Origin of the sequence: Natronoflexus pectinivorans (assembly GCF_004345615.1) — a bacterium.
In the GTDB taxonomy this organism is placed as follows: domain Bacteria; phylum Bacteroidota; class Bacteroidia; order Bacteroidales; family Marinilabiliaceae; genus Natronoflexus; species Natronoflexus pectinivorans.
This window is the reverse complement of record NZ_SLWK01000001.1, coordinates 99390-126352: the sequence shown is the minus strand read 5'-3', so window position 1 is coordinate 126352 and position 26963 is coordinate 99390. Positions and strand designations below refer to the sequence as shown.

At 41.0% G+C, this 26963-nt stretch carries 23 protein-coding genes; 13 read left to right on the top strand and 10 right to left on the bottom strand.

Features of this window, described 5'->3' with window-relative positions:
• Nucleotides 1-29 precede the first annotated feature (29 nt).
• Both EV194_RS00520 and EV194_RS00515 read right to left on the bottom strand, forming a co-directional pair.
• Nucleotides 30-1580 carry an Rne/Rng family ribonuclease gene (locus tag EV194_RS00520; protein ID WP_132431014.1) on the bottom strand — a complete coding sequence of 517 codons (1551 nt, stop codon included), beginning with the start codon at nucleotides 1578-1580 and terminating at the stop codon, nucleotides 30-32.
• Between the two features lie 228 nt (nucleotides 1581-1808).
• Entirely contained in the window at nucleotides 1809-2093 is a 285-nt protein-coding gene (locus EV194_RS00515) for an HU family DNA-binding protein (protein WP_079556137.1), read from the bottom strand.
• Nucleotides 2094-2217: 124 nt separating this feature from the next.
• Between EV194_RS00515 and mutY the strand changes: the two genes are divergently transcribed.
• From mutY to EV194_RS00485, 6 genes are all read left to right on the top strand, one after another.
• Nucleotides 2218-3273: an A/G-specific adenine glycosylase gene (mutY, locus tag EV194_RS00510; protein ID WP_132431012.1), complete on the top strand. Its 1056-nt coding sequence runs from the start codon at nucleotides 2218-2220 to the stop codon at nucleotides 3271-3273.
• Nucleotides 3274-4070: 797 nt separating this feature from the next.
• Nucleotides 4071-4559, top strand: coding sequence for a single-stranded DNA-binding protein (locus tag EV194_RS00505; protein ID WP_132431010.1), 489 nt, complete (start codon nucleotides 4071-4073; stop codon nucleotides 4557-4559).
• A 16-nt stretch (nucleotides 4560-4575) separates the two neighbouring features.
• The gene (gldE, locus tag EV194_RS00500) at nucleotides 4576-5901 is read left to right on the top strand and encodes a gliding motility-associated protein GldE (protein WP_243699285.1); all 1326 of its coding nucleotides are present in this window, start codon (nucleotides 4576-4578) and stop codon (nucleotides 5899-5901) included.
• Nucleotides 5898-6488, top strand: a complete 591-nt coding sequence (gene gldD / locus EV194_RS00495; RefSeq protein WP_132431008.1) for a gliding motility lipoprotein GldD — start codon at nucleotides 5898-5900, stop codon at nucleotides 6486-6488. The genes gldE and gldD overlap by 4 nt, the downstream gene beginning before the upstream one ends.
• Before the next feature lie 9 nt (nucleotides 6489-6497).
• Nucleotides 6498-7127, top strand: a complete 630-nt coding sequence (locus EV194_RS00490; RefSeq protein ID WP_132431006.1) for a 4'-phosphopantetheinyl transferase family protein — start codon at nucleotides 6498-6500, stop codon at nucleotides 7125-7127.
• A 42-nt stretch (nucleotides 7128-7169) separates the two neighbouring features.
• A complete protein-coding gene (locus EV194_RS00485) occupies nucleotides 7170-7898 on the top strand; it encodes a geranylgeranylglyceryl/heptaprenylglyceryl phosphate synthase (RefSeq protein ID WP_132431004.1) in 729 nt (242 codons plus the stop codon).
• Nucleotides 7899-8135: 237 nt separating this feature from the next.
• Here the strand turns inward: EV194_RS00485 and EV194_RS00480 are convergent, their stop codons facing one another.
• Together EV194_RS00480 and EV194_RS00475 are read right to left on the bottom strand one after the other, a co-directional pair.
• Complete coding sequence (locus tag EV194_RS00480; RefSeq protein WP_132431002.1) at nucleotides 8136-9704, bottom strand: alkaline phosphatase family protein; 1569 nt, start codon at nucleotides 9702-9704, stop codon at nucleotides 8136-8138.
• A gap of 123 nt (nucleotides 9705-9827) precedes the next feature.
• Nucleotides 9828-11024, bottom strand: coding sequence for a pyridoxal phosphate-dependent aminotransferase (locus EV194_RS00475; protein WP_132431000.1), 1197 nt, complete (start codon nucleotides 11022-11024; stop codon nucleotides 9828-9830).
• Nucleotides 11025-11191: 167 nt separating this feature from the next.
• Between EV194_RS00475 and EV194_RS00470 the strand changes: the two genes are divergently transcribed.
• The 6 genes from EV194_RS00470 (at nucleotide 11192) to EV194_RS00445 (ending at nucleotide 22592) form a co-directional block, all read left to right on the top strand.
• Nucleotides 11192-13837 (top strand): DUF5686 and carboxypeptidase regulatory-like domain-containing protein, encoded by a 2646-nt coding sequence (locus tag EV194_RS00470; RefSeq protein WP_132430998.1) that lies wholly within the window; start codon nucleotides 11192-11194, stop codon nucleotides 13835-13837.
• 143 nt (nucleotides 13838-13980) lie between these two features.
• Nucleotides 13981-16608, top strand: a complete 2628-nt coding sequence (locus tag EV194_RS00465; RefSeq protein WP_132430996.1) for a valine--tRNA ligase — start codon at nucleotides 13981-13983, stop codon at nucleotides 16606-16608.
• A 440-nt stretch (nucleotides 16609-17048) separates the two neighbouring features.
• On the top strand, nucleotides 17049-19070 hold the full coding sequence (locus EV194_RS00460; protein WP_132430994.1) for a protein-disulfide reductase DsbD family protein: 2022 nt from the start codon (nucleotides 17049-17051) through the stop codon (nucleotides 19068-19070).
• A gap of 235 nt (nucleotides 19071-19305) precedes the next feature.
• Nucleotides 19306-20616 carry an OmpA family protein gene (locus EV194_RS00455; RefSeq protein ID WP_132430992.1) on the top strand — a complete coding sequence of 437 codons (1311 nt, stop codon included), beginning with the start codon at nucleotides 19306-19308 and terminating at the stop codon, nucleotides 20614-20616.
• Between the two features lie 12 nt (nucleotides 20617-20628).
• Nucleotides 20629-21915 carry a DUF6089 family protein gene (locus EV194_RS00450; RefSeq protein ID WP_132430990.1) on the top strand — a complete coding sequence of 429 codons (1287 nt, stop codon included), beginning with the start codon at nucleotides 20629-20631 and terminating at the stop codon, nucleotides 21913-21915.
• A gap of 275 nt (nucleotides 21916-22190) precedes the next feature.
• Nucleotides 22191-22592 (top strand): DUF1573 domain-containing protein, encoded by a 402-nt coding sequence (locus tag EV194_RS00445; RefSeq protein WP_132430988.1) that lies wholly within the window; start codon nucleotides 22191-22193, stop codon nucleotides 22590-22592.
• 1 nt (nucleotide 22593) lies between these two features.
• On the opposite strand, the gene EV194_RS00440 is transcribed toward EV194_RS00445, so the two are convergent.
• Entirely contained in the window at nucleotides 22594-23028 is a 435-nt protein-coding gene (locus tag EV194_RS00440; protein ID WP_132430986.1) for a rhodanese-like domain-containing protein, read from the bottom strand.
• Nucleotides 23029-23125: 97 nt separating this feature from the next.
• On the opposite strand from EV194_RS00440, the gene EV194_RS00435 reads away from it, so the two are divergent.
• Entirely contained in the window at nucleotides 23126-23512 is a 387-nt protein-coding gene (locus EV194_RS00435) for a thiol-disulfide oxidoreductase DCC family protein (protein ID WP_165921762.1), read from the top strand.
• 38 nt (nucleotides 23513-23550) lie between these two features.
• Here the strand turns inward: EV194_RS00435 and EV194_RS00430 are convergent, their stop codons facing one another.
• From EV194_RS00430 to EV194_RS00410, 5 genes are all read right to left on the bottom strand, one after another.
• Nucleotides 23551-24099 (bottom strand): DUF4924 family protein, encoded by a 549-nt coding sequence (locus EV194_RS00430; RefSeq protein WP_132430982.1) that lies wholly within the window; start codon nucleotides 24097-24099, stop codon nucleotides 23551-23553.
• 44 nt (nucleotides 24100-24143) lie between these two features.
• Complete coding sequence (locus EV194_RS00425) at nucleotides 24144-24518, bottom strand: RNA-binding S4 domain-containing protein (protein ID WP_132430980.1); 375 nt, start codon at nucleotides 24516-24518, stop codon at nucleotides 24144-24146.
• 13 nt (nucleotides 24519-24531) lie between these two features.
• Complete coding sequence (gene pth / locus EV194_RS00420; protein WP_243699284.1) at nucleotides 24532-25161, bottom strand: aminoacyl-tRNA hydrolase; 630 nt, start codon at nucleotides 25159-25161, stop codon at nucleotides 24532-24534.
• A gap of 96 nt (nucleotides 25162-25257) precedes the next feature.
• The gene (locus tag EV194_RS00415) at nucleotides 25258-25833 is read right to left on the bottom strand and encodes a 50S ribosomal protein L25/general stress protein Ctc (RefSeq protein WP_132430978.1); all 576 of its coding nucleotides are present in this window, start codon (nucleotides 25831-25833) and stop codon (nucleotides 25258-25260) included.
• Nucleotides 25834-25935: 102 nt separating this feature from the next.
• Nucleotides 25936-26874, bottom strand: coding sequence for a ribose-phosphate pyrophosphokinase (locus EV194_RS00410; protein WP_132430976.1), 939 nt, complete (start codon nucleotides 26872-26874; stop codon nucleotides 25936-25938).
• Between the last annotated feature and the right edge of the window lie 89 nt (nucleotides 26875-26963).

Sequence of the window (26963 nt, the reverse complement as noted above, 5' to 3'; positions counted from 1 at the left end):
GTTAACGGCATGTAAAAAAAAAGCCGGTCTCATTTGAGACCGGCTTTTTGATTTTTATGATCAGTGATCTTGAACTCTAAAAATGCCATAGAATCAGAAGGCAACACCTTTAATCCAAACCCATATTTTAGTCTCCACTTCAATACTTTTGAAGGAAAACCTCTTTTTAAATAGGCAAACAGATATGGGTGTACCCACAGGGTCAATTTCTTTAAATTTTGCTGTTGCACAGCTAGCCGGACACTTTGCTCTATTTTGTCATCAAACAGCACCGATGGACTAATGGATCCGGTACCCAGACATGAGGGGCATTTCTCCTCGGTGTCAATATGCATTTCTGGTCTGACGCGTTGGCGGGTAATTTGCATCAGGCCAAATTTGCTGAGAGGTAGTATGTTATGCTTGGTTCTGTCAGAAGCCATGGCTTCTTTCATTTTTTCAAACACCTTTTGACGATGTTCGTTATCCTGCATATCAATAAAATCCACCACGATGATTCCGCCCATGTCCCGGAGTCTGAGTTGACGTGCTATCTCTTCGGCAGCGGCCAGGTTTACATCCAGAGCATTGCTCTCCTGGTTGGATGCCGATTTGGAACGATTTCCGCTGTTTACGTCAATGACGTGAAGAGCTTCTGTATGTTCAATAATCAGATATGCACCGCTTCTAAATGATACGGTTTTCCCAAAGGACGCTTTTATCTGTTTTTCAATTCCATATTGGTCAAAAATAGGAACATTGCCATTGTGGAATTTAACAATTTTTTCACGTCCGGGAGCAATTAATTCTATATAGTCGCGGATTTCGCGATATACATCTTGATTATTAACATATATGGAATGAAATGTCGGGTTAAACAAGTCTCTTAAAAAGGCTGTAGTTCTTCCAATCTCTCCAACAACCAATCCTGGTGCTTTGGTTTCTTTAAGTTTGAGAGCGGACTCTTCCCAACGTTTCACCAAGGTACGCAACTCCTTATCAAGTTCAGCAACGCGCTTATCTTCAGCTACGGTACGAACTATTACTCCATAATTCTTTGGTTTGATGCTCAAAAGTAATCGCTTTAAGCGATTGCGCTCTTCCGGGCGCTGAATTTTTTGGCTTACCGAAACCCTGTCGGAGAATGGTATCAGAATCAGGTTACGGCCTGCGATGGATATTTCGGAGGTCAGTCGGGGCCCTTTGGTCGAAATTGGCTCTTTGGCAACCTGAACTAAAACCTCTTGTCCCGGGTTTAATACTTCTGAGATCGTTCCGTTTTTATTTATGTCCTCATCCGGCTTTAGCTTGTGCAATGCAGCGGCTCCTTTTTTAGTCTTTAGCTGGCTTACATATTTTTGAAGGGTTCGAAATTGTGGTCCAAGATCAAGATAGTGTAAAAAGGCATCTTTTTCGTACCCTACATCAACAAATGCTGCATTTAATCCTGGCATGATTTTCTTAACTTTTCCAAGATAAATGTCGCCAACGGCAAACTGAACATTACTTTGCTCTTTTCTTAGTTCCGCCAATTTGCGGTCCTCAAGTAGAGCAATAGTAAGTTCTTTAGGAGCTACATCAACGTATAGTTCTGCACTCACTATAAAATAAATTAATTAATAAAATTTCAAAGAACGTTAATTCTTAAACGAAAAGAACAAACAGACATTGTCCTGTTTGTTCTTTAAAGTTTTTTTCAGAACAGACTATTTCTTCTTCTTATGTCTGTTTTTTCTTAGTCTTTTTTTCCTCTTATGAGTGGCCATCTTATGCCTTTTTCTCTTTTTACCACTTGGCATCGCAATAGGTTTTAAATTAAAATTCTTCCTTTACTTCACGTTATTCTTCACCTTGGTAACAAAGCTCTTTGAGGGCTTGAAAGAAGGGATGAAGTGCTCAGGGATAATAATGGTTGTGTTTTTAGAAATGTTACGGGCAGTTTTCTCTGCTCTTTTCTTGATGATGAAACTTCCGAAACCTCTCAGATAAACATTTTTACCCTTCACCAGGTTGCCTTTTACGGTTTCCATGAAGGCTTCAACAGTCTTCTGTACTGTAACCTTCTCAATTCCAGTGTTTTTCGAAACTTCGTTTACAATATCAGCCTTTGTCATTGCTTTTAAAATTATTTAATTATCAGTAAATTAGACACTAGTTTTAATTTTTCAGATTGCAAATATAAATCCTTTTGGTTTTAAAAAAAAACTAAAAGCGGTATTTTTGGATAAAATTTTAAAAATGACCGATTTCGAACGCTCTTTAATTAAATGGTATCGTATTAATAAACGTGATTTGCCGTGGAGAAAAACCAGTAACCCATATCATATATGGGTTTCAGAAATCATCCTACAACAAACTCAGATATCGCAAGGTACAAATTATTATTTAAACTTTCTAAGGAAATTCCCCGATATTCAAAGTCTTGCCAATGCACCGATCGATGAAGTTTTAAAGGTGTGGCAGGGATTGGGTTACTATTCTCGTGCCCGCAATTTTCACGAGGCTGCAAAAACTGTTGTGGATCAATATGATGGAATCATTCCATCATCAAAATCTGAGTTGCAGAAACTTAAAGGCATCGGACCATATACGGCTGCCGCTATCGCGTCAATTGCTTTTGGCGAGAAGTGTATTGTTGTAGATGGTAATGTTATTCGGTTATTGTCGCGCTGTTTCGCTATGGATGTCCCTGTTGATACCGGAAAAGGGCGAAAGATTATTGAAAAACTGGCAAGTAATTTACTTGATGAGGCAAAACCAGGAGATTTCAATGAGGCCATGATGGATCTTGGTGCTATGGTTTGTAAACCATCAAACCCGGAATGTAACTCGTGTCCATTAAATTCAGGATGCAAGGCATTTCATTTGAGGCAACAAGATGGTTTTCCTGTTAAGCTTTCAAAATTGACACGAAAATCGCGTTACTTCAACTACCTGATTGTTACGGATGGATGTTCAATACGATTAAATAAAAGAGGCAAAGGTGACATATGGGAGGGTTTGTATGATTTTCCGTTGATTGAAGCTAACTCGCTTATGTCAACCAAAGAAATTAAGAATAAATTGGCAGAATCTTGGATTGGGGCAGAATACAAAGTAAATATTATTGGAGATGCTGTTCATGTTTTGACCCACAGAAATATTCACGCCCGATTTTTTTGGCTGAAAGCAAAAAAAGCAGCGGATTTTCCTGAATTTTTCAATGGTAGCAAATCAATTAACGTCGCATTAAAGGAGGTAAACAGCTACCCGGTGCCTAAACTCATCGAAAACAAAATTAATGATCTTTTATAACAATAGATCGTTAGATTATTAGATATAAGATATTAGACATGATTAAGTTTCTTATTATCAGTTGATTGTACAACACTACAGCGAATTCATAAACGTCTGATAATTAGGTGAAATAAATCTTAACGAATTATTATTATAATAGATTGTTATGTAGTGACTGCGCGAAAACACCCAGAAAAAGCAATCAACCTTCTTCCCCCCTTAATCCCCCAAGGGGGAAACGCCTAACAGAGAGTGCGTTGAAATCCTCCCCTTTAGGCTTCGGCGTGAGCTCAGTCGAACGGGGAGTTAGAGGGGCGAGCGTGTGATTAGGCGAGTTTTCTCGCAGGCTCTATGAAGGGATTGCTGAAAAACTTTTACATAATTAATAATGTGTGACATAGCCTTGTTTTCAGTCATTAAAGTGCAAGCTTTTTTAATATAACTATAGAATTTCCGTGTATTGAAAAAGCTAGAAATAATGGAAACTTCCGCCTTTGAAAAATGCCGTTAAGAATAACAATGTGACAGGCGTAAAAATATGCGTTGTTTGAGCGTAGCGAGTTCGCAGATTTTAGCCTGGCAGATTGTTATTTAGGCAATTTTTCAGCAGCGGCGGCATTTTTTGCTTACTTTTTTTTGCTGTTGAAAAAAAGTAAGAGCCCGTCCGGCTTGAGGACAAAAGAATTATTATTTTGGTCTGTTGACTTTTTCAGCAGACCCTATGTAAGCGAATCTTTAGAATTTGTTTTGGCAAAGTAAGTTTTGTATTTTAGCTTTGTTAAACTTAATCCATTAACCTTATATTATATTTGTATATGGTAAACAAAGTAATACTAGTAGGAAATGTCGGGAAAGATCCCGAAGTCCGTTATTTCGACAATGATCAGGCTGTTGCTAATTTTCCATTAGCCACAACCGAGCGCGGATTTAAAACCCGCGATGGACAGGAAGTTCCCGATCGCACCGAATGGCACAACATTGTTGCATGGCGCGGATTGGCCAAAATTGCCGAATCTTACATCAAAAAGGGGACTCAACTTTATGTTGAAGGCCGCATTCGAACACGCTCCTATGATGATGCCAATGGTGTGAAAAAATATATGACCGAGATTTATGCGGATACCATTAATTTATTAGGGCGTCGCAATTCAGGTGATAATGATCAGGCAACACGCGCTGATCAACCTATGCAGCATGCCTCCTTAAACCAACAGTCTGCGGCACAAAACAATTTAAGTAACAGTTCAGATCAGGGCTCCTTTAATGCCGGAGACTCTGGACCTGAGGACGATTTACCATTTTAAATATTAATAGGTAGTATTGGAAGCAGATTCGCTCATTCAGATTCAATCAGCACTGATGTTTTTGCAGTTCCAGGCATTTACACCGGGACTGTTGCTGGCTATCATCATTATTCTGTTGTTACTGTTAAGTTCGGCTCTCATTTCAGGATCCGAGGTCGCTTATTTTTCTCTTAAACCAACCGATCTGTCAGAGATGAGAGAGGGAGAAAGTAAAGCCGGTAAACGGGCGGTTAAGCATTTGGAGAACCCTGAATTGTTGTTGGCCACCATTCTCATCAGCAATAATTTTGTCAACGTGAGCATCGTCATTCTGACTGCGTACATTGTTGGTGAGTTGGTTGTTTTTACTACGCCCGGGGCATGGCAGTTTGTTATTGAGGTGGTTTTTATCACCGGCATGATTCTCCTTTTTGGTGAAATATTACCAAAACTCTATGCAGGACTCTATTCGCGAAGGTTTTCTGCTTTCATGGCATATCCTTTATTGGTTCTGTCTCGTTTTTTTAAACCGGTAAGTATACTAATGGTCAAGTCAACCAACGTGGTAAACAGGCGGTTGGCAAAAAAGATAAAAGGTATTTCCCTGGACGATATATCTCATGCACTGGAACTTACCGATGATAACATTACTGAGGGGAAGGAAATTCTTAAAGGAATAGTTTCGTTTGGGAATACAAATGTGGAGGAGATTATGACAGCCAGGGTTGATGTTGTGGACCTGGATTTGAAGAGTGAGTTCTCAAAAGTGATTTCTGTAATTGTTGAGTCGGGATACTCACGTATCCCGGTTTACGATGACGGGCCTGACGATGTCAAAGGAATTTTGTACGTTAAGGATTTACTGCCCCATCTTGGCAAGGACAATTCGTTCAAATGGCAGGACTTAATTCGTCAGGCCTACTATGTCCCCGATACCAAGCGGATCAACGATCTGCTTCAGGAATTTAAAACCCATAAAATACACATGGCCATCGTTGTTGATGAGTATGGTGGTACTTCGGGGATTGTTACGCTGGAAGACATTCTGGAAGAAATTGTTGGCGAAATCAGTGATGAGATGGATGAAGATGAAATTAATTTCACCATCATGCAGGACGGTTCCTATGTCTTTGAAGGGAAAACTTTGCTGAAAGATTTCTTTAAGGCCACAGGATTGCCCGAAGATGCTTTTCGTGACGTGTCAGGAGAAGCTGAAACCCTGGCAGGGTTGTTGCTCGAAATTCGAGGAGAAATTCCCCTAAAACACGAAGTTGTGGAGTACCCTCCCTATAAGTTTACGATTTTGGCGGCAGATAACCGTCGGATAAAGAAAATCAGATATTTACCAGAAAACAAAGGATGAAGATGATGCAGTTGGTGAAACGTTTTGTTGTGGTTGCAGGTGCGATTGCCCTGTTTGTGGCCGGGTGTACTCAAGGAGGAACTCCAAAACCAAGGGGCTTTTTCCGGATTGATTTGCCCGAAAAGGAGTATGTTTTTCTTGATTCCACCATGCCTTATGGATTCGAATATCCTGTCTATGGAAGAATAGAAACCGATGTCTCCAGAAGTGCCGAGCCACACTGGATTAACCTATATTTCCCCCGGTTTAAGGCACGGGTACACATCAGCTATAAAGAGGTTGATGATAATTTGTACGATCTGCTGGAGGATAACATTCGTTTCGCCTATAATCATGTGGTAAAAGCAGATGCCATTGAAGAGATGCTCTTTTTCGACGAGGAAAAGAATGTGTATGGAATGCTGTTTGAAATTAAAGGCGACGCGGCCTCACCGGTTCAGTTTCTTGTGACCGACAGTGCCAGGCATTTTCTAAGAGGTTCGCTTTACTTTCAGGTTCGGCCAAACAGAGACTCCCTCAACCCGGTTATTGATTTCATTACAGATGATGTGATTCATCTGATGGAAACCATAAAATGGAATGATTGATATTGTATTATGCCGGTTGTATTTGAAACGAATAAAGAAAACAAATCTTTCCTCTCAGTTTGGAAAATTAAAGAAACAGAAAAGCAACTCGCAGAGTTGCTTTCGTTTACCGAATTGATGCGAAATCAGTTAAAACTGATTTCCAATTCTGAAAAACGATTGGAATGGCTGGCTTCACGATTGTTGATTCAAAGACTAAGCGGTTTGCCTCCATGCGTTAGTCACACCTCTTCGGGAAAACCAAATCTTAACAAATCAGATCTTAACGTCACCATTTCACATACTAAGGGATTTGCAGCGGTGTTAATTTCCAGTCAAGCATGTGGTGTTGATATGGAATATCCCTCTTCCAGAATATCAAAATTAAGCGAGCGATTTGTAAATCCTACAGAAGAGAAATACATATCCGGAAGAGATGAGCCCACTTACCATGCCGTAATATGGTGCGCCAAAGAGACTTTGTATAAAACAGCAGGAATTCAGGGCATCATTTTTAAAGATCAAATGGTGATTGATCCCTTTTTACCGGAAAAATCAGGAACACTCTCAGGGAGAATCCTTTTTGAGGATTCTCCCGTTCAGGAATATGATCTTTCTTACAAAATCACCGATGAATATTATCTTGTATGGCATTGGTAATTAGGTTACATTTGTATTTGTTGAATAAGATTTGAAGACACCATGATATTTGATTTTATCACCGACAGAGTTCGCAGAAAGCAAAAAATAATGGCATTTTTGGTAGATCCCGATAAATGTCATGGTGAAAAACTGGAGCAATTTGTTGCTTCATTGAAGCAACAAACACCGCAAATGCTTCTGGTTGGAGGCAGTCTGATCTCAAATCCAATTGAACCACTTGTTGATTATCTGAAAACTGAGTTGGATATGCCTGTGGTTTTGTATCCCGGTAGTCCTACCCATCTCACATCCAATGTAGATGCCGTACTTTTTCTTTCCATGATATCAGGACGAAATGCTGAACTGTTAATTGGTAATCATGTTGTTTCAGCGCCATTTATTCACAGGCACAAGATAGAGCCTATCTCCACCGGTTATATGTTAATTGATGGCGGAAGCTATACATCGGTGGAATACATGAGCCAGACGCGACCCATTCCTGCTGAGAAAAATGACATCGCCATTGCCACGGCAATGGCGGGTGAAATGCTCGGCATGAAGATGATTTACATGGATGCAGGTAGCGGAGCAAAATGGCCTGTATCTCCTTCAATGATCTCCGATGTGAAAAAGCACTTGAAAATTCCGTTGATGGTGGGAGGAGGAATTACTACGCCGGCCATTATGAAATCGGCAACCGATGCCGGAGCCGATCTCATCGTAGTTGGTAATGCTCTGGAAAAAGAGCCGGAACTTGTAAAAGCTTTTCTGGATGCAATAGATTGTTAGAGGAAAGATTTGATTTTTAGATATTAGACATTAGAGGACGTAGTTCCACTATGACATGTTGCTTTAAAAATGAAAGTTTGTTAAGCCCCAAGGGGGCGTCATTATCAGCATGGGGCAACGCACTATGCAAAAGGATGTAAGATATATTTAGCCCTGAATGGGCGTAAGCATTTTCAATAGAACGTTAGTCCCGAATGCCTAAAAGATAGACTATTATTACCTTCTCAGCTGGTTACGCTACTTAAACAAATTAACCTGCTCCATATAAATCAATTCCGGGTGATTGATTCCATACAACTGAAGTAAGATGGGAGTCAGTTTGTTGATGTTGAATGGTGCCAGCCAAGCTCCGTAACGAATGCCTGCTCCTGATACAAACAGTGGAACAAAATTATTTCCGCTCTTGCCTGTTTGTCGGGTCCCCAGGTTTGTTGCAGGCGTGCTCCAACCGGGCAATAACTCAATGGATATATCAGGAAGTCGGCGAGAAAACAGATTGTCAGATAAAACGGGCTGCCTTTCGCTGTCGAACATTTTGTTCCAGACCGGTATGGCGTGTTTTATTCCACTGAATTCCACCAGAAACCGGCACGTTTTTTCTTGTATAACTTCCAACTCGAGTTGGTTTTCCTCAATTAATTGGTGATTCAGATAGAGATAGTTGTCATGTATGCCTGTTACCCATTGACCTTGTCCGTATTGTGCCATCAGGTAAAGGTTTAATAACGATACAACTCTTCTGAACTCAACGGTTCCTGTTGTAACTCCAGCTTTCCCTGTGGTGGTTTGATCCGGCATGCTGTTTGCTCCTGCAGTTAGTACCAGCAGATAGTTGTCCCGTCCAAATTCAAAATCCAGATATGCAAGCAGCGATGCGATGTCCTGATCCAATCTTAACAGCATGTCTTCTTTTTCCGCAGGAAGTATGGTTCCATTGGTCTTTGTGAAAGGACGCGTGGTGAATTGAATGGTGAGGAGATTGGGAACGCTTGATTTTCCGAAACCGGTGTTGGCTAGAAAAGAGACGGTGAAATCCCGAATAAGCGTGTTGATGTATGGCGATCCGGCAATGCGTGAGAATGGTGCTTCGGTTCCGGTTCGCATGTTATATAAAAAGCTTCGGAAATCCTTTCTTTTTTCATCAGGCAAATAGCGAAACTCAACATAGCTGGTGATGTCTTTCACCGGTCCCCATTGTCTGCTTAACAGGTTGGTGTTGTTAATGCTCTGGTTAAAACCTCTCATCCAGTCATCCTTTTTCACCGGATTTGATGCATCATAAAAAACTCCGCGATTTTGGTCGTAGGTGAAAATGTGATCGGGGTTGTATCCGTTTGCATGGATCAGCCAGGGAGCATTAACAGAGATGGTGGCATTTTTAGCCTCTGAGCCGTAAACTGATTTAAGATAATCGGCAATTGTTTTCGACTGATTGTACGATAAAACTGTCGATATTTGAGCAGAATCGTAGGATGCCGGCTGAATGAACTGGTTGTTTCTTCGGTTTACCCAGGTTTCTCCAATCAGTCCATGGGTTGATGGCGAAGTTCCTGAGTAAAGGGACGCAATACGTGTTCCCGGATATCCGGATATGTCTGAAGAATATGCATTCATAAATCGCATACCCGTGCGGGATATGCGATTTATTCCCTGTGAGGAAAATTCTCTTTGAAGTAAGAGAATTTGCTCATTATCTAATTCGTCTATAACCAAAAAAATAATTAATCCGGGAACCTCTGTTTTTTCAGCTTTCAATGAAAAAAAAGGAAGTAATACCAGCAAAAACCACCACAACAATCTCATCATAACCCCAATTGTCAATCAATTTTTATTCTGCATCCGGCGCTGTTTAAATGAAGGTCGGCATAAATATAACTTTCTATTTTATAGCTTTTCCGTTTCATCAGCTATAACGATGTAAATTCGGATTTATTTTCTTCCGGGATATGCCTCAAGAGCTTTTTCAAGAGTCTCTATGGCGTTTTTAAGGTTATCAATGTTCAGCACATATGCAATCCGTACTTCATCAATTCCCTTACCGGGTGTGGTGTAAAAGCCTGAAGCAGGCGCCATCATTACGGTTTGATTTTTATACGAGAAATCACTTAAAATCCATTGGCAGAACTTGTCGGCATTGTCTACTGGCAGTTTTGCAACGGTGTAAAAGGCTCCTTTAGGAACCGGTGTATATACACCTGGTATTTTGTTAAGACCTTCAACAAGAAAATCACGTCGTTTGATATACTCTTCGTGCACTTCTTTAAAGTAAGATGGCGGAGTATCCAGTGAAGCTTCTGCGGCAATTTGTCCCAGAGAAGGGGGGCTAAGTCTTGCTTGAGCAAATTTTAGCGCCGTTTCAATGATTTCCCGGTTTTTTGATATCATCATTCCGATGCGAAGACCACATTCACTGTATTTTTTCGAAACTGAGTCAATCATCACGGTGTTTTGTTCTATGCCATCCAAATGCATAACCGACATGTGCGGCTTGTCGGTATAACAAAAATCGCGGTACACTTCGTCGGAGAAGAGATATATGTTGTGTTTTTTTACTAGATCGCGCAGCTGCTCCAGTTCCTCCCGGGAATATAAATAACCGGTAGGATTATTCGGGTTGCAGATGAAAATGGCACGGGTGCGCGGGGTTATCATCTTCTCTATATCTGAAATGGGGGGCAAAGCAAACCCATCGTCGATGGAGGATGCCACCGGAACTACTTTGATGCTGGCTGCTGTGGCAAATCCATAGTAGTTGGCATAGAATGGCTCAGGTACAATGACTTCATCTCCGGGATCCATACAACTCAAAAAAGTTAGCGAGATGGCTTCTGACCCTCCGGTAGTAACCAGTATCTGGTTTTTGTCGATGTTGATGCCAAGGTTTTTATAATATTCAACCAGTTTTCTGCGATAGGATTCAATGCCGGCAGAGTGGCTGTACTCTATGGTTTTAACCTTTAGGTTATTCATGGCTTCAATAGCCACCTCAGGGGTTTTAATGTCGGGCTGACCAATGTTCAAATGATATACGGTAATGCCTCTTGATTTAGCATCTTCTGAATAAGGAACCAGTCGCCGGATTGGAGATGCGGGCATCTCTAATCCTCGTTTCGAAATGTTTGGCATGGATGTGTGTTTAGTTTTTCTGTTTTATTAGTCTGTTCTGTTCCCCAATGTGCAAAATTAAAGAAAAAAGGTGGCTTCGACAAGCTCCCTCTGGCTCCTTAAAAATCAGGCACTATTTTTGTTAAATATAGTTTCAAAAATCTTCAACCTTATCAAAAACTCAAAATATGTATTACTTTAGATGGGTAATTAGCCTCTTTTTCCTTTTTTTTCTGACATTAAACTGTAATTACTCCTATGCCGCTGGCCTTAAAGGGCGCATTGTTGATCTTGACGGAAATGCTGTTCCTGGTGCCTCTGTGTTTGTGAAGGAGACTCATATGGGAGTAACCTCCAATAATGAAGGGGATTACGAACTCCGGTTGGGCGTTGGGTCATACACTGTAGTTTTTCAGGCAATGGGTTATGCCAGGCAGGAGTTTAAGATAAATATCCGTGAAGACCGATGGCTTGAACTTGATATTGACTTTTATCCCGTGCAGTTTCAGTTGCAGGAAGTTCGTATCTATTCCGGGGGCGAAGACCCGGCCTACGGGATGATGCGGCGAGCAATTGGTCTTGCACCTTATTATCTGCGACAGGCAAGTGAATATGAGGCTGAAGTTTATTTGCGAGGTTCATTGGAAATGAAACGCATTCCAAGATTGTTGAGAAACAGATTGAGTATAAACGATATTCAGGTTCAGCCGGATGATCTGTTTGTTGATGAATCTCTCAATTCAATCAAATTTTCTGCGCCTGATACGTTTCACCATACTGTTTTACATTCGCGAAGTACTTTTCCCATAGGAGAAGAATCTACCCCAATTGGATATATAAATACGAGTTTCTATAATCCCGAAAATGAGATGTATGTTTCTCCTTTATCGCCTCAGGCAATGCGTCATTATCGTTTCAGGTACGATGGCTATATCAACGATGGAGAACATATCGTAAACCGCATCCGGGTAATTCCCCGCAGAAAAAGCCAACAGTTGGTGGAAGGTTATCTTTATCTGGTTGAGGATTTGTGGAATATTCATTCTCTGGACTTAACCCTTGAAACGTTTTATGGCGAAGTTAGGATGCGGCAGGTTTACGCTCCTGTTCAACACGGGATATGGCTTCCCATCAGCCATCACTTTGATATGGATTTGGGTATGATGGGAGTGGAGGCAAAGGTGAACTATGTTGGTTCTGTAAAATATCTTGATGTACAATTAAATCAACATCTGGCAGTGCCTGAATTATTAGCTTCCCGGCAAACTGGAGATAATCAAGAAGTTTTGGAGGGTCTGAATAGCAGTATTGAAGAGTCAGAACCTGTTGAGCTTACCCGAAATCAGCAGCGGATAGAAGCCTTAATGGAAAAGGAAGATTTGTCAAACCGAGACATGATGCGCCTGGCATCACTGGTGGAGAGGGAGAGTCGGGAACAAAAACGTGATGAAGTTTTGGAATTGAGGAGGACTTATCATGTGAGAGTGGAAAGTGATAGTGCAAGAAGGGATACCGTCAGATGGGATCATATTCGTCCTGTTCCGCTCACGCAATCGGAAGCGCGCTCTTTTGCCGTGAGCGATAGTTTAAAGGCTTTGGCAGATACCACCAGAAGCGATTCCATCCCTGAAAGCAGCACATTCATGAAAGTGCGTAGAGCATTGTTGAGCGGCACTGTTGTGCCGCGGGAGGGTGATTTTAGGGTTCGTTATGGAGGGTTGATTGGGCTGAGAAATATTGATTTTAATGCTGTGGATGGCTGGAAGTATCAGCAACGGCTCAACATAAACTGGCAACAAGATTCGGTAAAAAGGATGCAGATAAGTGCCACTGGTGGATATGCATTTAATCGTGAAGCATTTTTTGGTGAAGCGGGCTTACATCAAACATACTCTCCACTTCGAAGAGGCTTGTTTTCCATGGCCTCGGGAGTTGGAGCTTATGATTATAAGCGCGACATCGGAGTGGCTCCGTTGTTGAATATGGCATCGTCGTTGTTTTTCAAGGAAAATTATTTACGCCTGTATGAAAACAGGTTTCTGATGATGCGAAATGAAATTGACCTGGCCAACGGATTAAGAATGACAACCGGTATTGCCTGGCAGGAATATAACCCGTTAGAGAATAATACCAATTACTCTTTTTTTAGACGAAACGACGACTACAACCCCAATGAAGTGGTGAACTCGTCTGCCGGAGAAATCCATTTTGAAAGCCAAAGGGCTTTCATATCACTTTTCGAGTTGGAGTACACTCCCAGATATTATTACAGAATTCAACGTGGTCGCAAAATTATGTCCCATTCCGATTATCCCACCTTTAAACTAAGAATGGAGCACGGATCGGGGCTTTTAGGCAGCCATTCCGATTACTTTTTGGTTGAAAGCAGCATTCGAAAAGAAGCGGAGTTTTCATTTATGCCGGTATTTTCCTGGGAGTTGTCAGGCGGGAAGTTTTTTAGGAATGAGCGAATGCATTTTTCAAGGTTTAAGCATTTTGAAGGCTCAACAATTCCTCTGATTTTCAGTGAACCGGGTAATGCTTTTCTGTTATTGGATGATTACTCCACATCTACTAACGAATGGTATTTAAGAGCAAATACCACTTACTCCTCGCCATGGTTAATGCTTAAAAACCTACCGGTTTTAAGTAACCGCATGTGGAATGAAAACCTGCATTTTAGTTATCTTCATACACCTGCGGTTTCTCATTATACACAGGTTGGTTACAGTATCAGCCGCATATTTATGGCAGGCACCATTGGGGCTTTTGCCGGATTTTCCGAAGGAAAATACCAGCACTGGGGTGTAAGAGTGGTGATAGCGGGGTGGTAGGATATTACTGTTTTCTGTTTCTAATTATATATACATCATTACTTCCTTAAATTTTCCTATTTTTGCACTTTAATTCACAACTGATTCATTTTATTTCAGTTGTCAGATGTAATTATTTTAAGAAACAGCATAACAATCAATCAATGGAGATAGCAAGCAAGTACGATCCTTCAAAAACCGAGGAGAAATGGTATGCATACTGGATGGAGAACGGATTCTTCAAATCCGTTCCCGATGAACGTGAACCTTATACAATAGTGATTCCACCGCCCAATGTGACAGGTGTTTTGCACATGGGACACATGCTCAATAATACCATTCAGGACATTCTGGTACGAAGGGCTCGAATGCTTGGAAAAAATGCTTGCTGGGTTCCGGGCACCGACCACGCATCCATTGCCACTGAGGCTAAGGTGGTTAATAAGTTGCGCGAAGGGGGAATTGATAAACATTCGCTTACGCGCGATGGCTTTTTGGAGCACGCCTGGGAGTGGACCGATAAGCACGGTTGCATCATCCTTGAGCAGCTGAAAAAACTGGGCGCCTCGTGCGATTGGGATCGCACTTGTTTTACCATGGATGAAGTTCGCAGCGAGGGCGTAATCAAATCCTTTGTGGATTTGTATAAAAAAGGACACATCTACCGTGGCATCCGCATGGTGAACTGGGATCCTAAAGCCAAAACCGCTGTTTCCGACGAGGAGGTGATTTATAAAGAGGTACAATCTAAGCTGTATTATATTCGTTACCAGGTTGACGGAGAACCCGATCAGTACGTGACCATTGCCACCACCCGGCCTGAAACCATATTGGGAGATACTGCCGTTTGTGTAAACCCCAACGATGACCGCTTTAAACATCTTGCAGGGAAAAGGGTTTTAGTTCCGTTAATTAACCGCTCCATACCGGTTATTCAGGACGAATATGTGGACATGGAGTTTGGAACCGGATGCCTAAAAATTACTCCGGCTCATGATATCAACGACTACGAAATTGGAATGCGTCATAATCTGGAGTCCATCGACATTTTAAATGACGATGGCACCCTGAGCGAAAAGGCTGAAATATTTATTGGCGAAGATCGTTTTGATGTTCGCAAAAAAATCGAAAAATCACTTGACGAATCCGGAAACCTGGCTAAGGTTGAGGATTATACCAATAAGGTTGGTTACTCGGAGCGAACCGATGAGGTAATTGAACCAAAACTGAGCACTCAGTGGTTTTTGCGCATGAGTGAGTTGGCCAAACCTGCTCTGGATGCGGTAATGACCGATGAGGTGAAATTCCATCCGGCTAAATTCAAAAATCTTTACCGCCATTGGATGGAGAATGTAAAGGATTGGTGTATTTCGCGTCAGTTGTGGTGGGGACACCGCATCCCGGTTTATTATCTGGCCGATGGCACTTTTGTTGTGGCCGAAACCGATGAGGTAGCATTAACTGAGGCTCGTAAAGTTTCCGGAAATGAGGCTCTATCCATGAACGACCTGAAGCAGGATGAAGATGTATTGGATACCTGGGCTTCATCATGGCTATGGCCAATCACTGTTTTCGATGGCTTTAATCCCGACAAGAACGAAATTGATTACTATTATCCTACCAACGATTTGGTAACAGGACACGATATTATTTTCTTCTGGGTTGCACGGATGATTATGGCCGGATATGAGTTCAAGGGAACGTATCCGTTTAAAAACGTCTATTTCACCGGTATGGTGCGAGATAAGGTTGGTCGCAAAATGTCCAAATCATTAGGCAATAGTCCTGAACCTTTGGATCTGATCAAGAATTTTGGTGCCGATGGTGTTCGTGTGGGTATGTTACTTTGCTCTCCTGCTGGTGGCGACTTGCGGTTCGATGAGAGCTTACCTGAGCAGGGGCGTAATTTTGCCAACAAAATGTGGAATGCATTTCGTTTGGTGAAAAGTTGGGAAATAGACCACTCAATTGAGCAACCCGAAAGTGCAGCTCTAGCCATCGAGTGGTTTGGGGATAGATTGCAGAAGGAGATGGCAGTCATTGCAGACCATTTTGACAAGTACCGGGTTTCTGATGCTTTGATGTCGGTTTATACCCTGTTTTGGGATGAGTTCTCAAGCTGGTTCCTGGAGATGGTAAAACCGGCTTACCAAAAGCCGGTGGATGGAAAAACCTACCAGGCAGCCATTGGCTTCCTGGATGATTTGATGCATCTGATTCATCCTTTTATGCCATTCATCACCGAAGAGGTTTGGCATCACTTAAAAGAACGCAAAGAAGGGGAGAGCTTGATGGTGAGTCCCATGCCGGCTCTGAAATCATTTGATGAATCTCTGCTTAAACAATTTGAATTGGTTAAAGAAGCCATTGTAAATGTACGCACAGTGCGTAAGGAACGAAATGTGGCCATGCGCGATACATTGGAATTAAAAGTTCTGAAAGGTGATGATGGATATGTTGAGCGCTTCAATCCTGTTGTCCAGAAATTGGTAAATCTCGAAGATGTTAGTTCCGTAGAAGAAAAAGTGGAGGGTGCTGTTTCATTCTTCGTTAAATCATCGGAATTCTTTGTGCCGATGGAGTCGGCCATCGACGTTGAGGAGGAACTGGAAAAGCTGGAAAAGGAACTACAATATACCGAAGGGTTCTTAAACGGGGTGATGAAAAAACTGAGTAACGAACGGTTTGTTGCAGGAGCTCCTGAGCAGGTAGTTGCTGTTGAAAGACAGAAACAAGCTGATGCTGAAGCAAAAATTGCAGCTCTTAAGGAGAGCATTGCCCGTTTGAAATAAATAGTACTTTAATACACATCTGACAAGGGTCGCCTCGCAGGGCGACCTTTGTCATTTACATATGGTCTGATTGTTGTGAATCAATACAATGAACAATCAATATAATTGTTAGTTTTATATTTGTAATCCCTTAACTTTTGGAATCATTTTGAATATTCAATTGAAAAGAATATATTTGAAAATCTATATATGAATAATATTTAATGTGTTTGCTGTTTAATTTATTTGTTGAATAATCAAAAGCTTGTTTTTTTCTATTAACGAGTAATAGTTCGCTAATCTTTTTACATTTACTTAATTATTAAACGTTTATGTGGTTGTGGCTGTGTGATTCAATCAGCTGATAATAAGAAGGTTAGCTGTTTCGTAATCTTGCATCTATTAATCTAACAATCTTACATCTAATAATCTATTTTCTTAAATTATAACAATTTATTTATATGAGAAAGTTATTGTTTCTATTTTCCCTTTTGCTTGCAGGTTCTTTGCATATAAGTGCCCAGGTTCTGCAACCTGTTAAGTGGGAGTTTTCTGCAAACCGAATTGATGATAGTCGTGTGGAAGTGATAGCAGAAGCCACCATCGAAGATAATTGGTATTTGTATTCCATCAGAATTCCGGAGGGAGGACCTATTCCAACCTCTTTAAATATTGAAGAGTCAGGTCAATACCGTTTGAGTGGCGAGTTGCGTCAGGAGCCTGAACCGGTGCCAACTTTTGATGAAGCTTTTCAAATGGAACTTGGTTACCTGGCAGGTAGTGCAAGAATTTTACAGACCATAGAACTGCAATCTGCTGATGATGTAATCATTAGCGGATATGTGGAGTTTATGGTTTGTGACGATCACCGTTGTTTACCACCCGACCAGATTGATTTTGAGTTAACAGTGCCCGGGATATCTTCTAAAGCGGAAGTCGCTGAGGTAGTCATTTCTGATGACACCTATGAGGAAACGATAGAAGATTCAGAAGATTCAGAAACTTCTGAGGTTGTTGAAGTGCTAGAGGCTAAAGGTGACGAGAAGGAGAAGGACGGCTCATGGGGAATATTTTGGCTTTCATTTCTCGGGGGACTTGCTGCATTGCTGACACCTTGTGTTTTTCCTATGATCCCTTTAACGGTTAGCTTCTTTTTAAGGAATGCAAACAATAGAGCAAAGGCATTGCGAGATGGCGTTTTTTATGGTCTAACCATCATTTTTGCGTACGTTGTATTGGGTTTGGCCATCTCTATTATTTTTGGTGCAAACGCACTGAATGCTATGGCTACAAGTCCTGCATTTAATGTCATCTTTTTTGCAATACTTCTCTTTTTTGCTGCATCATTTTTTGGCGCATTTGAACTCACCATGCCTGCAAAATGGTCCAACGCATTGGATCAGAAAGCTGATCAAACCGGCGGATTGATGGGTGTTATCCTGATGGGGCTTGTTTTTGTCTTGGTATCGTTCTCATGCACAGGCCCAATTGTTGGAACACTTCTGGTTGAAGCAGCATTGGGAGGCGGAGTGTATGCCCCTGCGGTTGGTATGTTTGGTTTTGGATTGGCATTGGCCATTCCATTCGCACTTTTTGCCATATTTCCAACTGCCATGAAGTCGCTTCCAAAGAGTGGCGGATGGATGAATTCTGTAAAAGTTGTTCTTGGATTCATAGTGGTCGCTTTTTCATTAAAATTCTTATCCGTTGCCGATGCAGTTGGTCAGTGGGGTATACTTGACCGCGAAGTGTTTTTGGCCATTTGGATTTCAATATTTGCTTTAATGGGGCTTTACCTCATTGGTAAGATTAAATTTGCCCACGACAGCGATTTGCCCTATCTGAGTGTTCCAAGGCTGATCTTGGCTATAGCCACGTTTTCTTTTGTAATTTATCTTATTCCAGGTTTATGGGGAGCTCCGTTAAGAGCGGTCAGCTCATTTTTGCCCTCGCCTGTAACACAAGATTTTGACCTGTCAAGGGCTCAGTTTGGTGCCGCACAATCAGGATCGGCAATTGAAATAACCGGAGAGAGCGTTGTAGAAGGGCCTCACGGATTAATGAAATATACCGATTATGAAGAGGGATTAGCAGCTGCACGAGAGGATGGGAAGCCTGTTTTTCTGGATTTTACAGGTTTGGGATGTGCCAACTGTAGGAAGATGGAAAGCCTCGTATGGTCAGATAATACTGTTCGGAATATGTTGGCAAATGATTACATCATCATTTCATTATATGTTGATAAACGAGAGCCGCTACCGGAAAACGAACAGTATGTTTCGGAGGTGACTGGTCGTAGAATTCGCACGGTTGGTAATAAATGGAGCGATTTTCAGATAGAAAGATATAATATTAACAGCCAACCTTATTATGTGTTATTGAATCATGATGAAGAGTCGTTAACAGAGCCAAGAGGATATAATTCAGATGTGCAGGAGTATATAATCTGGCTGAGAGAAGGATTGGAACAGTTCTCTAATTAGAATTCACAGGTTTAACTTTTTGAACCGGCTTGCTCGTCGTACGAGCAAGCCGGTTTTTTATTATGTTTTTTAGTTTTTTTCTGGTATCCTGTGTTCTGCGATCGGTTAAATAGTCTTATATTCGGATTCATTTATCTATAAAAACCGTTAGTTTATAAAAATGATCAACATTATAGTAGCATCTGTTATCGATATGTTTTAGTTTTGCTGTTATAATGATGTTAGAAATTTAGATATGAAAAGAATTTTACTATTTATCATAACACTTGTTGTAATAAAATCCGGTGCATATTCTCAAATTGACTTTGGCAATTTGGAGGAGTATCAGTTGTACCGACCCGACAGTACTTATAATGTATGGTCGGTTACAGTAGGTTATGGCCCGGTTATCTATTACACTGATGTAATAGATCACACAATATTCCCGCAAAGTAATTTGAAATTTGGACCTACAGTGCAGGTTGCAAGACAATTTGGTCGTTCATGGGCAATCGAAGGGCAGTTTCTGATGGCCGATATGTATGGTCAAAAATATCAACGATATTTTAAAGGGGACTTCAGAGAGGCTTCACTGAACGTAAAGGCCTATCTGAATCAGTTGATCATGGGTGGCCCCATGAGAGACAAGTGGAATATTTATGGAAAATTGGGATTGGGAATGAATTTCTTTCGCTCTGCACAGTTCAGTCAAATTGATGACCTTCCATTATTTGTTTCCGATGTATATACCATTCCATCTGGCTATCCTACCAGCTATGCCGATTGGGATTGGGATAACGACCTTTTGGTAAAAGGGTACGACAGGCAAACTTTTGAAAAAACAAGCAGACAACGGGAGCTTGTTCTTCCCATTGGGTTAGGGGTTCGATATCGCCTGAATAACAGTTTCGATTTAGGGGTGGAAACTTCCATGAGAAATTTGCTAGCCGATAATCTTGATGTTGACATGACCGGGGCAGACAATGATAGTTATATGTATACATCATTCTCTGTTACATATAAAATTGGAAGAAGAAACAGACGCCACTCTTCATGGACGTATAAAGATTTTAATCTCGATTATCAGCGTCAGAGAGCAAGAGATCCAATGATTGCACGCCTTGATTCGTTACGCCAACAGCTTGATCATTTAGCGGCATCCGATAGCGTGGTGAGTGATACCACTACCATTCATTCCGAAAAAGTTATCAGACGGGAAACGTTTACAGCATCAGTCTTTTTTGGATTTGATCGAAGCGATATTACCCAACGAAGCCACCGTACCATTGCCGGAGTAGCCCGATACATGAAAGACAATCCCGATGTTAAAATCCTGATTCGAGGATATACCGACGACAGAGGAAGTTATGAGTACAACCTGGGATTAAGTGAAAGACGTTGTCAAGCTGTCGTGGATGTGTTGGTTAAGGACTACGGAATTGATGAATCCAGATTTGTGGTAGAGCCAAAAGGGAAAGAGATTCTGCTATCCGACACCAGGCGACTGGCTCCAAGAGGGGTTCATCTTGTAAACAGAAGAGTAGATATTATTCAGATTTTTGAATAAAACAGCGACTAAATGAGAATTATTATAGCAACGATAGTATGCCTGCTCTCTTTAGGTAATTTATTTGGACAGTTTCGTCAAACGGATCAAAGGGTTATCGAAGAACATATGCGGTATTCCTTTGAGAAACCATTTAATACCTGGGCATTAACCATGGCCTATGGCCCCGTAATCATGTACACCGACATCATCGATTACTCCTTTTTACCAACCGACAGGGTTGATTTTGGATCTTCGATTATTCTCAGTAAACAGCTGGCTCCGGTTGTGGCCTTAGATTTGCAGTTTTATACCGGGAAGATGTATGGGCAGAATGAAGAGTTTTATTTTACGGGAAACGTTCATGATGTAAGTTTAAACGGAGTTTTGTTTATTAATCAGTTAGGACCAAATCCGGGACCTGTAAATGACAGGTGGAATTTCTACCTGAAGGCTGGTGCCGGACTTAACTTTTTCCGCAGCAGACTTCATTTCCGTGAAAATGATGAAATTGTAATGGAAGCTGATTTTGGTGTTGGTTCTTCAAGATTTATGGTTCATGGTTACGATCCCTACGAACCCGAAGAGAAAACAGATCGTCAGATGGAGGTAATCATCCCAGTTTCCGCTGGTTTTCAATATCGTTTAAACCGAAATTTTGATGTGGGGATGGAAACATCCATGCGTTTTACCAATTCTGATAATCTGGACAACATCTTAACCGGTTCAACCAACGATCGTTATTGGTTTACAGGTGTTACACTCAGCTATAAAATTGGAAGAAAAGATAAAAGGCATATGCGTTGGACTTACCGAGGTCATGGCTTTGATCTGTTTGGCCGACCAGTTCGTGATCCAGTTAGTGATGAACTGAGCCGACTGGAGGAGGATATTGCAAGATATGCAGAAAACCGACCTGTAAAACGGGATTCAATTACCATAATGGAGACGCTAACCCGGATTTATGAAACTGTAGAGGTGAGAAGTATATTCTTTGATGCAGGCGGCGAAATCCAGTTTGATGAAGAGGATCTGGTTCTTATGGCAGAAACGGTTGTTCTTTTAAAGCAGAACGAAGGAAGTTTTGTACAGCTTTACGGATATGTTGATCCTTCAGATCGGGGTGACCATAAAGAATTGTCGCTCAAAAAGTGCGAAACAATCAAAGAGTTCATGGTGACTCAATTAGGCGCTGATGCTGAAACCATTGAGATAATACCCCGAGGAAGCAGTGATAACCTGTCCGAGAGGGGGATTTCTTCTCCTGAAATTCGAAAAATGGCAAACAGAAGGGTTGATATTGTATTCAGAATGAGATAAAAGAAGTTTCTTATCGCCATAGTACCATCCCGCTATACGTTTCACGTATAGCGGGTTTTTTTTGTAAATATTTACATAGTTCTTTCAGGATTATCATTTCCTTTTATAATTTTACCATCCTGTTTAATTAATTCCGAACGAGTCCACTTTTTTGGCGTGGTTGTTGATGCAATATTAATAGTTGGAAATGTGAAATTAATAGCAGACTTGAGTGCTATATGCCGAAGTTGATCAATATAAATTATATAATACATTAGAATCAAATTACATACAGGATGAAAAGAGTTATTATAATCGCAGTAATAGGAGTTGCATTTGCAATCATTGCGAAAGCTTCACAGCCTGAAGGTCCGGAGCTTACATTTGAAGAGTCTGGATTGAATTATGGTACTGTTACCACCGACAACATTCCGGGAGGGAAAGTTACCATAGTGTTCACTAATACTGGAGATGAGCCATTGGTTTTATCTAATGTGCGTGCTTGTTGCGGAACCCGTGTTGAAAGATATCCTCGTCAACCCATTGCACCAGGGGTGAAGGATAGCATCAATGTTTCATTTAATCTGGCTCAGCGACCACAGAGAATAAACCGTGTTGTAACTGTAAATTCCAACTGCCGCAATAATTTCGCACATACATGGAGAATCACTGGTCAGGTGGTGGCAAATGAGGAGTAAGTTATTCTTCTTGCATACTCATTGTGGAAGAACTCTGAAATAATGGCAGGTCATTATTTGACCAGCCACGTAAGCCGTCTGATATTAAGTAAACTTTACCCTGATAGAAGGTTGATAATATTTTAACCATATCACTACTGCGCCTGTTGGTTGTGCAATACACCACAACGACAGGCGTTGTTGCTTCTTGCTTTAATCGTTCTGATGCATTACACAAATCCACATCAATATTTATAGCACCGTAAATATGCTGAATCTGGTACATGCTATCGGTTCTGCCATCCAAAATCTTTACTTTTTCATTCGTAAGCAGGTTTGCATGGTTTTTGTAAAAGTCTGCTGAGTTGATTTCTGTTACCTTAAGATTTTGAGATTTTATACCTGCGGATAAACACAAAATGTAAACCAGAACAATATAGGATTTCATCGCCATCATGCTTTTTGTTTTTTACAAAAAAACAAAATTCAAAATTAAGCTACAACAGTTTGAACTCTTACTTCATGATGTCTGTTTTTTTAAAAACCACATCCGTATGAATCGATACAAAGTATTTTTTGATGGTTATTGTGTTTTGTGTACCCGTTTTGCAGCAATATTGTTAAAGCGCATTGGTGCATCTGTCTGTCTGATTGCCATGCAATCAGACAGAGGAAAAGAAGAAATGGGAAAATTGGGTGTTAAAAGTGACCCTGATGAGATTATTCTGCTTGATGATGAAGAGGTCTATCGCGGAGCCAAAGCTGTTTTGTTTTTAATGCGTGAAGCAGGAGGCTTTTATAAATTGGGATCCGGTCTGATTCGGATAATGCCTGAATGGCTCGTCAACCGGGGGTATCGGGTAGTGGCTAGAAACAGGTACGGATGGTTTGGTAAAAGAGATACGTGTTACCTTCCCCTGCAAAAGGAGACCCCCGATTGACCCCTATTCAGATTGTCCAGAAAAGAAAGAGGATCTCATCAGTTATCGTTATTTAAGGTTCCGTCTTGTTCATGTCTGTATTTTTTTGAAAGGTGTGCCAATATTGCGGCAAAACTTTTAACTGCATTGTTAGTGGCATCGCTTATTTTTTCACCCTTAAGTTTTAATAGAAAAGTGTTGTAAAGTGCGCTCAGCATCAGTTCAATGTCATTGGATGGTTTAGGCTCAGTTTTATGTTCCAGCTCTTTTAAAAGTGGGATGATTCCTTCAAACTGAATTTTGTAGTTTAAATGTCTTGGATCGTTCAGCATTTCGCCATGAAGGGTGTTTAGCTCATTAACAGTGTTAATGAGAATTTGTAAATGACCGGCACTCTCTTTTTTCTCTATCTTCATCATTTCGGTAAGATTATCCCACCAATCTTCCACCTCCTTGAGCTGCTCCAATGGCAAATCATATTTCTTTATAATGCTCTCCCGGACATTGTTCATGTCGCATTTGTTGGCTCTGATGAGATCTTCAACCTGCCACATATATAGAATGTATTCAGCAATATTGTCCCGCTTTTTTTGTCTGGCTGTAAACATGGTTTTTAAAAATTTTAATTGTCTTTGTGTGGATTAACTGAAGATCAATCTTCCCCTTCGAAGAAGGAATCTAAGTCACGGCGCTCTTTTTTTGTTGGACGGCCTGTCCCTTTATTTCGGTTCATTTTGTTGGCCAACCGGGTTAGTTCCATCACTTCAAGCTCTTCATTGGAGGTTACCTCTTTGATATATTCGGGAGTAAGTTTGGCGCCCATCCGTTTTTCTGCCACATCAAGGACTTTATATTTCCTGATAATTGGAGGGTCTTTTATCTCCACTATGTCACCAGGTTTTAATGTTCTGGATGATTTAACCGTGACACCGTCCATCATGACCTTCCCTTTCTTGCATGCCTCGGTAGCAATGCTTCGGGTTTTAAATAGCCTTACAGCCCATAAATATTTGTCGATGCGTACCATGATGTATTGTTTTTTATCTCTTATTATAAAGATTCATGGTTCTGGTAATGCCCAATGTTCCAAAACTTTTGATTATCTCAATGGCTGAGTCAAAGAATTGGGGTAACTCTGCTGCTTCGTTTGGAGTCCACTTACCAAGCACATAATCAACCTGATGTCCCTTTCTGAAATTGTCTCCAATTCCAAACCTGAGCCTTGCATATTGATTATGACCAAAAGTGTCCTGAATGTTTCTTAAACCATTGTGACCGGCATCACTGCCTTTGGCTTTAAGTCTGAGTTTACCAAAAGGAAGAGCTAGATCGTCAACCACTACCAATAGATTTTCTGGTTGTATGTTCTCTTTTTTCATCCAGTAATTAACCGCTCTGCCACTTAAATTGACATAGGTGGATGGTTTTAGAAGGATGTAAATCCGTCCTTTGTGTTTGAACTGAGTCAACATCCCATAGCGTTTGTCGTCAAAACTAACGTTTTCGGCATGTGCAAGAGCATCTAAAATATCAAAACCTATGTTGTGGCGGGTATTTGCATAATCTGAACCGATGTTTCCCAGTCCAACTATTAAATATTTCATTTCAGAAGGTGTGGTTTCTTTTTCGGTTTTTTTACCAAATATATTGATTAACAACCTTTTTATCATGGTTGAGATGTTTTGTTTTTTATTAAAAGGGTTCATCTTTAAGCACAAAAACCTCCATATTCAGGAATATGGAGGTTTTTAAAGATCTTAATTTTTTTATCCTTTTTGCTGCTGTGCAGCGGCACGTGCAGCTCTGGTAAGTTTAACGGCCACAACAACAGAGTTTTTAGCGTTAAGCAGTTCCAGTTCAGGAAATGAAAGCGAACCAACCTGAATGCCTTTTCCAAGACCAAGTTTTGAAATGTTGATTTCCAACTCATCCGGCAGGTTTTTCATCAATCCTTTTACGCGAAGCTTACGCTGCTCTAAGGTTAATTTACCACCCGCCTTAACACCTTCTGCCAAACCTTTAAGTTTAACAGGAACTTCAATGGTAATTGGTTTGTCTTCAAATACCTGAAGGAAGTCGATGTGAATTAGCTCGTCGCTTACAGGATGGTACTGTAAATCTTTGATGATTGCTTCGTAAACGGTTCCTTCAATGTTTAATTTTACAATGTAAACTTTTGGGGTGAAGAGCAATTTTCTGAACTCATTGGCTTCAGCCTGAAAGTGAACAACTTCTTTCCCTCCGTATAATACTCCGGGAACCTGGCCGCTCTGACGCAGCTCTTTGGTTGCAGTTTTTCCAAGATTATCTCTCTTTACTGCTTTTACTTCAATAGTTTGCATGTTAAATAAATTAGTTTGTGCTACTCAAAATTAAGTTCGGATGATGTAAACCTTAATTTCCCATCACACGATTCCCCGTTTTTGGGGTTGCAAAGATATAAATTAAATTACAAATTGTGTGCTTATTGACTGATAATTATATACTCTGTCGATGGTCTCAGAGAAGAGTTGCGCAACACTGAGGGTTTTTATTTTGGCTGAACTCTTTTTTAAAGGAATCGAGTCGGTAACATAAACCTCGGTTAAAGCGGAATTTTCAATTCTATCATAAGCCGGACCCGACAAAACAGCGTGAGTGGCGTAAGCCCGAACGCTTCTGGCACCTTCTTCCATCATCATTCCGGCAGCCTTGGTCATCGTGCCGGCCGTATCTATCATATCATCCAAAATTATAACATTCTTATCCTTTACATCTCCAATGATGCGCATCTCATCTATTACATTGGCCTTTGATCGGTACTTGTGACAAATAACCATTGGTGTTTCCAGAAATTTTGCATAAGTATTGGCACGTTTGGTACCTCCCACATCGGGTGATGCTATCACCAGATTTTCAAGATTCAACTGGCGGATATGTGGGACAAAGATACTGGATGCGTAAAGATGATCAACCGGAATGTCAAAGAATCCCTGAATTTGATCGGCATGCAAGTCCATGGTTATTATGCGATCCACCCCTGCCGTGCTTAACATGTCGGCCACCAGTTTTGCCCCTATTGAAACACGCGGCTGATCTTTTCTGTCCTGACGTGCAAATCCAAAATATGGAATAACAGCAACTATTTTATAGGCCGAGGCTCTTTTCGCTGCATCAATCATCATTAATAACTCAAAAAAGTTATCGGACGGCGGAAAGGTTGACTGAATCAGGAATACGTGGGAACCACGAACAGTCTCTTCATAGGCTGTTGCGAATTCGCCATCGCTGAAGTTAACCAGCTTGATGTTACCTAATTCCCTTCCTGCGCAAAGGCTTATTTTTTCGGCCAAATAGCGGGTCTGAGTTCCTGAGAAAATCTTTATAGGTGCTTTGGGTGGCATTTAATTAGCTGTTTATCAGTTATCTATAAGAAGTTGCTTGTGTGTGCAAAGATAGGAAAAATCATCCAACCAGCACGTCCTTATTTTCA

Excerpts from the sequence above, each read along its gene's own strand:
- EV194_RS00515 (WP_079556137.1), bottom strand. The coding sequence starts at position 2,093 with ATGACAAAGGCTGATATTGTAAACGAAGTTTCGAAAAACACTGGAATT.
- mutY (WP_132431012.1), top strand. The coding sequence starts at position 2,218 with ATGACCGATTTCGAACGCTCTTTAATTAAATGGTATCGTATTAATAAA.
- EV194_RS00505 (WP_132431010.1), top strand. The coding sequence starts at position 4,071 with ATGGTAAACAAAGTAATACTAGTAGGAAATGTCGGGAAAGATCCCGAA.
- gldD (WP_132431008.1), top strand. The coding sequence starts at position 5,898 with ATGAAGATGATGCAGTTGGTGAAACGTTTTGTTGTGGTTGCAGGTGCG.
- EV194_RS00490 (WP_132431006.1), top strand. The coding sequence starts at position 6,498 with ATGCCGGTTGTATTTGAAACGAATAAAGAAAACAAATCTTTCCTCTCA.
- EV194_RS00485 (WP_132431004.1), top strand. The coding sequence starts at position 7,170 with ATGATATTTGATTTTATCACCGACAGAGTTCGCAGAAAGCAAAAAATA.
- EV194_RS00480 (WP_132431002.1), bottom strand. The coding sequence starts at position 9,704 with ATGATGAGATTGTTGTGGTGGTTTTTGCTGGTATTACTTCCTTTTTTT.
- EV194_RS00475 (WP_132431000.1), bottom strand. The coding sequence starts at position 11,024 with ATGCCAAACATTTCGAAACGAGGATTAGAGATGCCCGCATCTCCAATC.
- EV194_RS00470 (WP_132430998.1), top strand. The coding sequence starts at position 11,192 with ATGTATTACTTTAGATGGGTAATTAGCCTCTTTTTCCTTTTTTTTCTG.
- EV194_RS00465 (WP_132430996.1), top strand. The coding sequence starts at position 13,981 with ATGGAGATAGCAAGCAAGTACGATCCTTCAAAAACCGAGGAGAAATGG.
- EV194_RS00460 (WP_132430994.1), top strand. The coding sequence starts at position 17,049 with ATGAGAAAGTTATTGTTTCTATTTTCCCTTTTGCTTGCAGGTTCTTTG.
- EV194_RS00455 (WP_132430992.1), top strand. The coding sequence starts at position 19,306 with ATGAAAAGAATTTTACTATTTATCATAACACTTGTTGTAATAAAATCC.
- EV194_RS00450 (WP_132430990.1), top strand. The coding sequence starts at position 20,629 with ATGAGAATTATTATAGCAACGATAGTATGCCTGCTCTCTTTAGGTAAT.
- EV194_RS00445 (WP_132430988.1), top strand. The coding sequence starts at position 22,191 with ATGAAAAGAGTTATTATAATCGCAGTAATAGGAGTTGCATTTGCAATC.
- EV194_RS00440 (WP_132430986.1), bottom strand. The coding sequence starts at position 23,028 with ATGATGGCGATGAAATCCTATATTGTTCTGGTTTACATTTTGTGTTTA.
- EV194_RS00435 (WP_165921762.1), top strand. The coding sequence starts at position 23,126 with ATGAATCGATACAAAGTATTTTTTGATGGTTATTGTGTTTTGTGTACC.
- EV194_RS00430 (WP_132430982.1), bottom strand. The coding sequence starts at position 24,099 with ATGTTTACAGCCAGACAAAAAAAGCGGGACAATATTGCTGAATACATT.
- EV194_RS00425 (WP_132430980.1), bottom strand. The coding sequence starts at position 24,518 with ATGGTACGCATCGACAAATATTTATGGGCTGTAAGGCTATTTAAAACC.
- pth (WP_243699284.1), bottom strand. The coding sequence starts at position 25,161 with ATGATAAAAAGGTTGTTAATCAATATATTTGGTAAAAAAACCGAAAAA.
- EV194_RS00415 (WP_132430978.1), bottom strand. The coding sequence starts at position 25,833 with ATGCAAACTATTGAAGTAAAAGCAGTAAAGAGAGATAATCTTGGAAAA.
- EV194_RS00410 (WP_132430976.1), bottom strand. The coding sequence starts at position 26,874 with ATGCCACCCAAAGCACCTATAAAGATTTTCTCAGGAACTCAGACCCGC.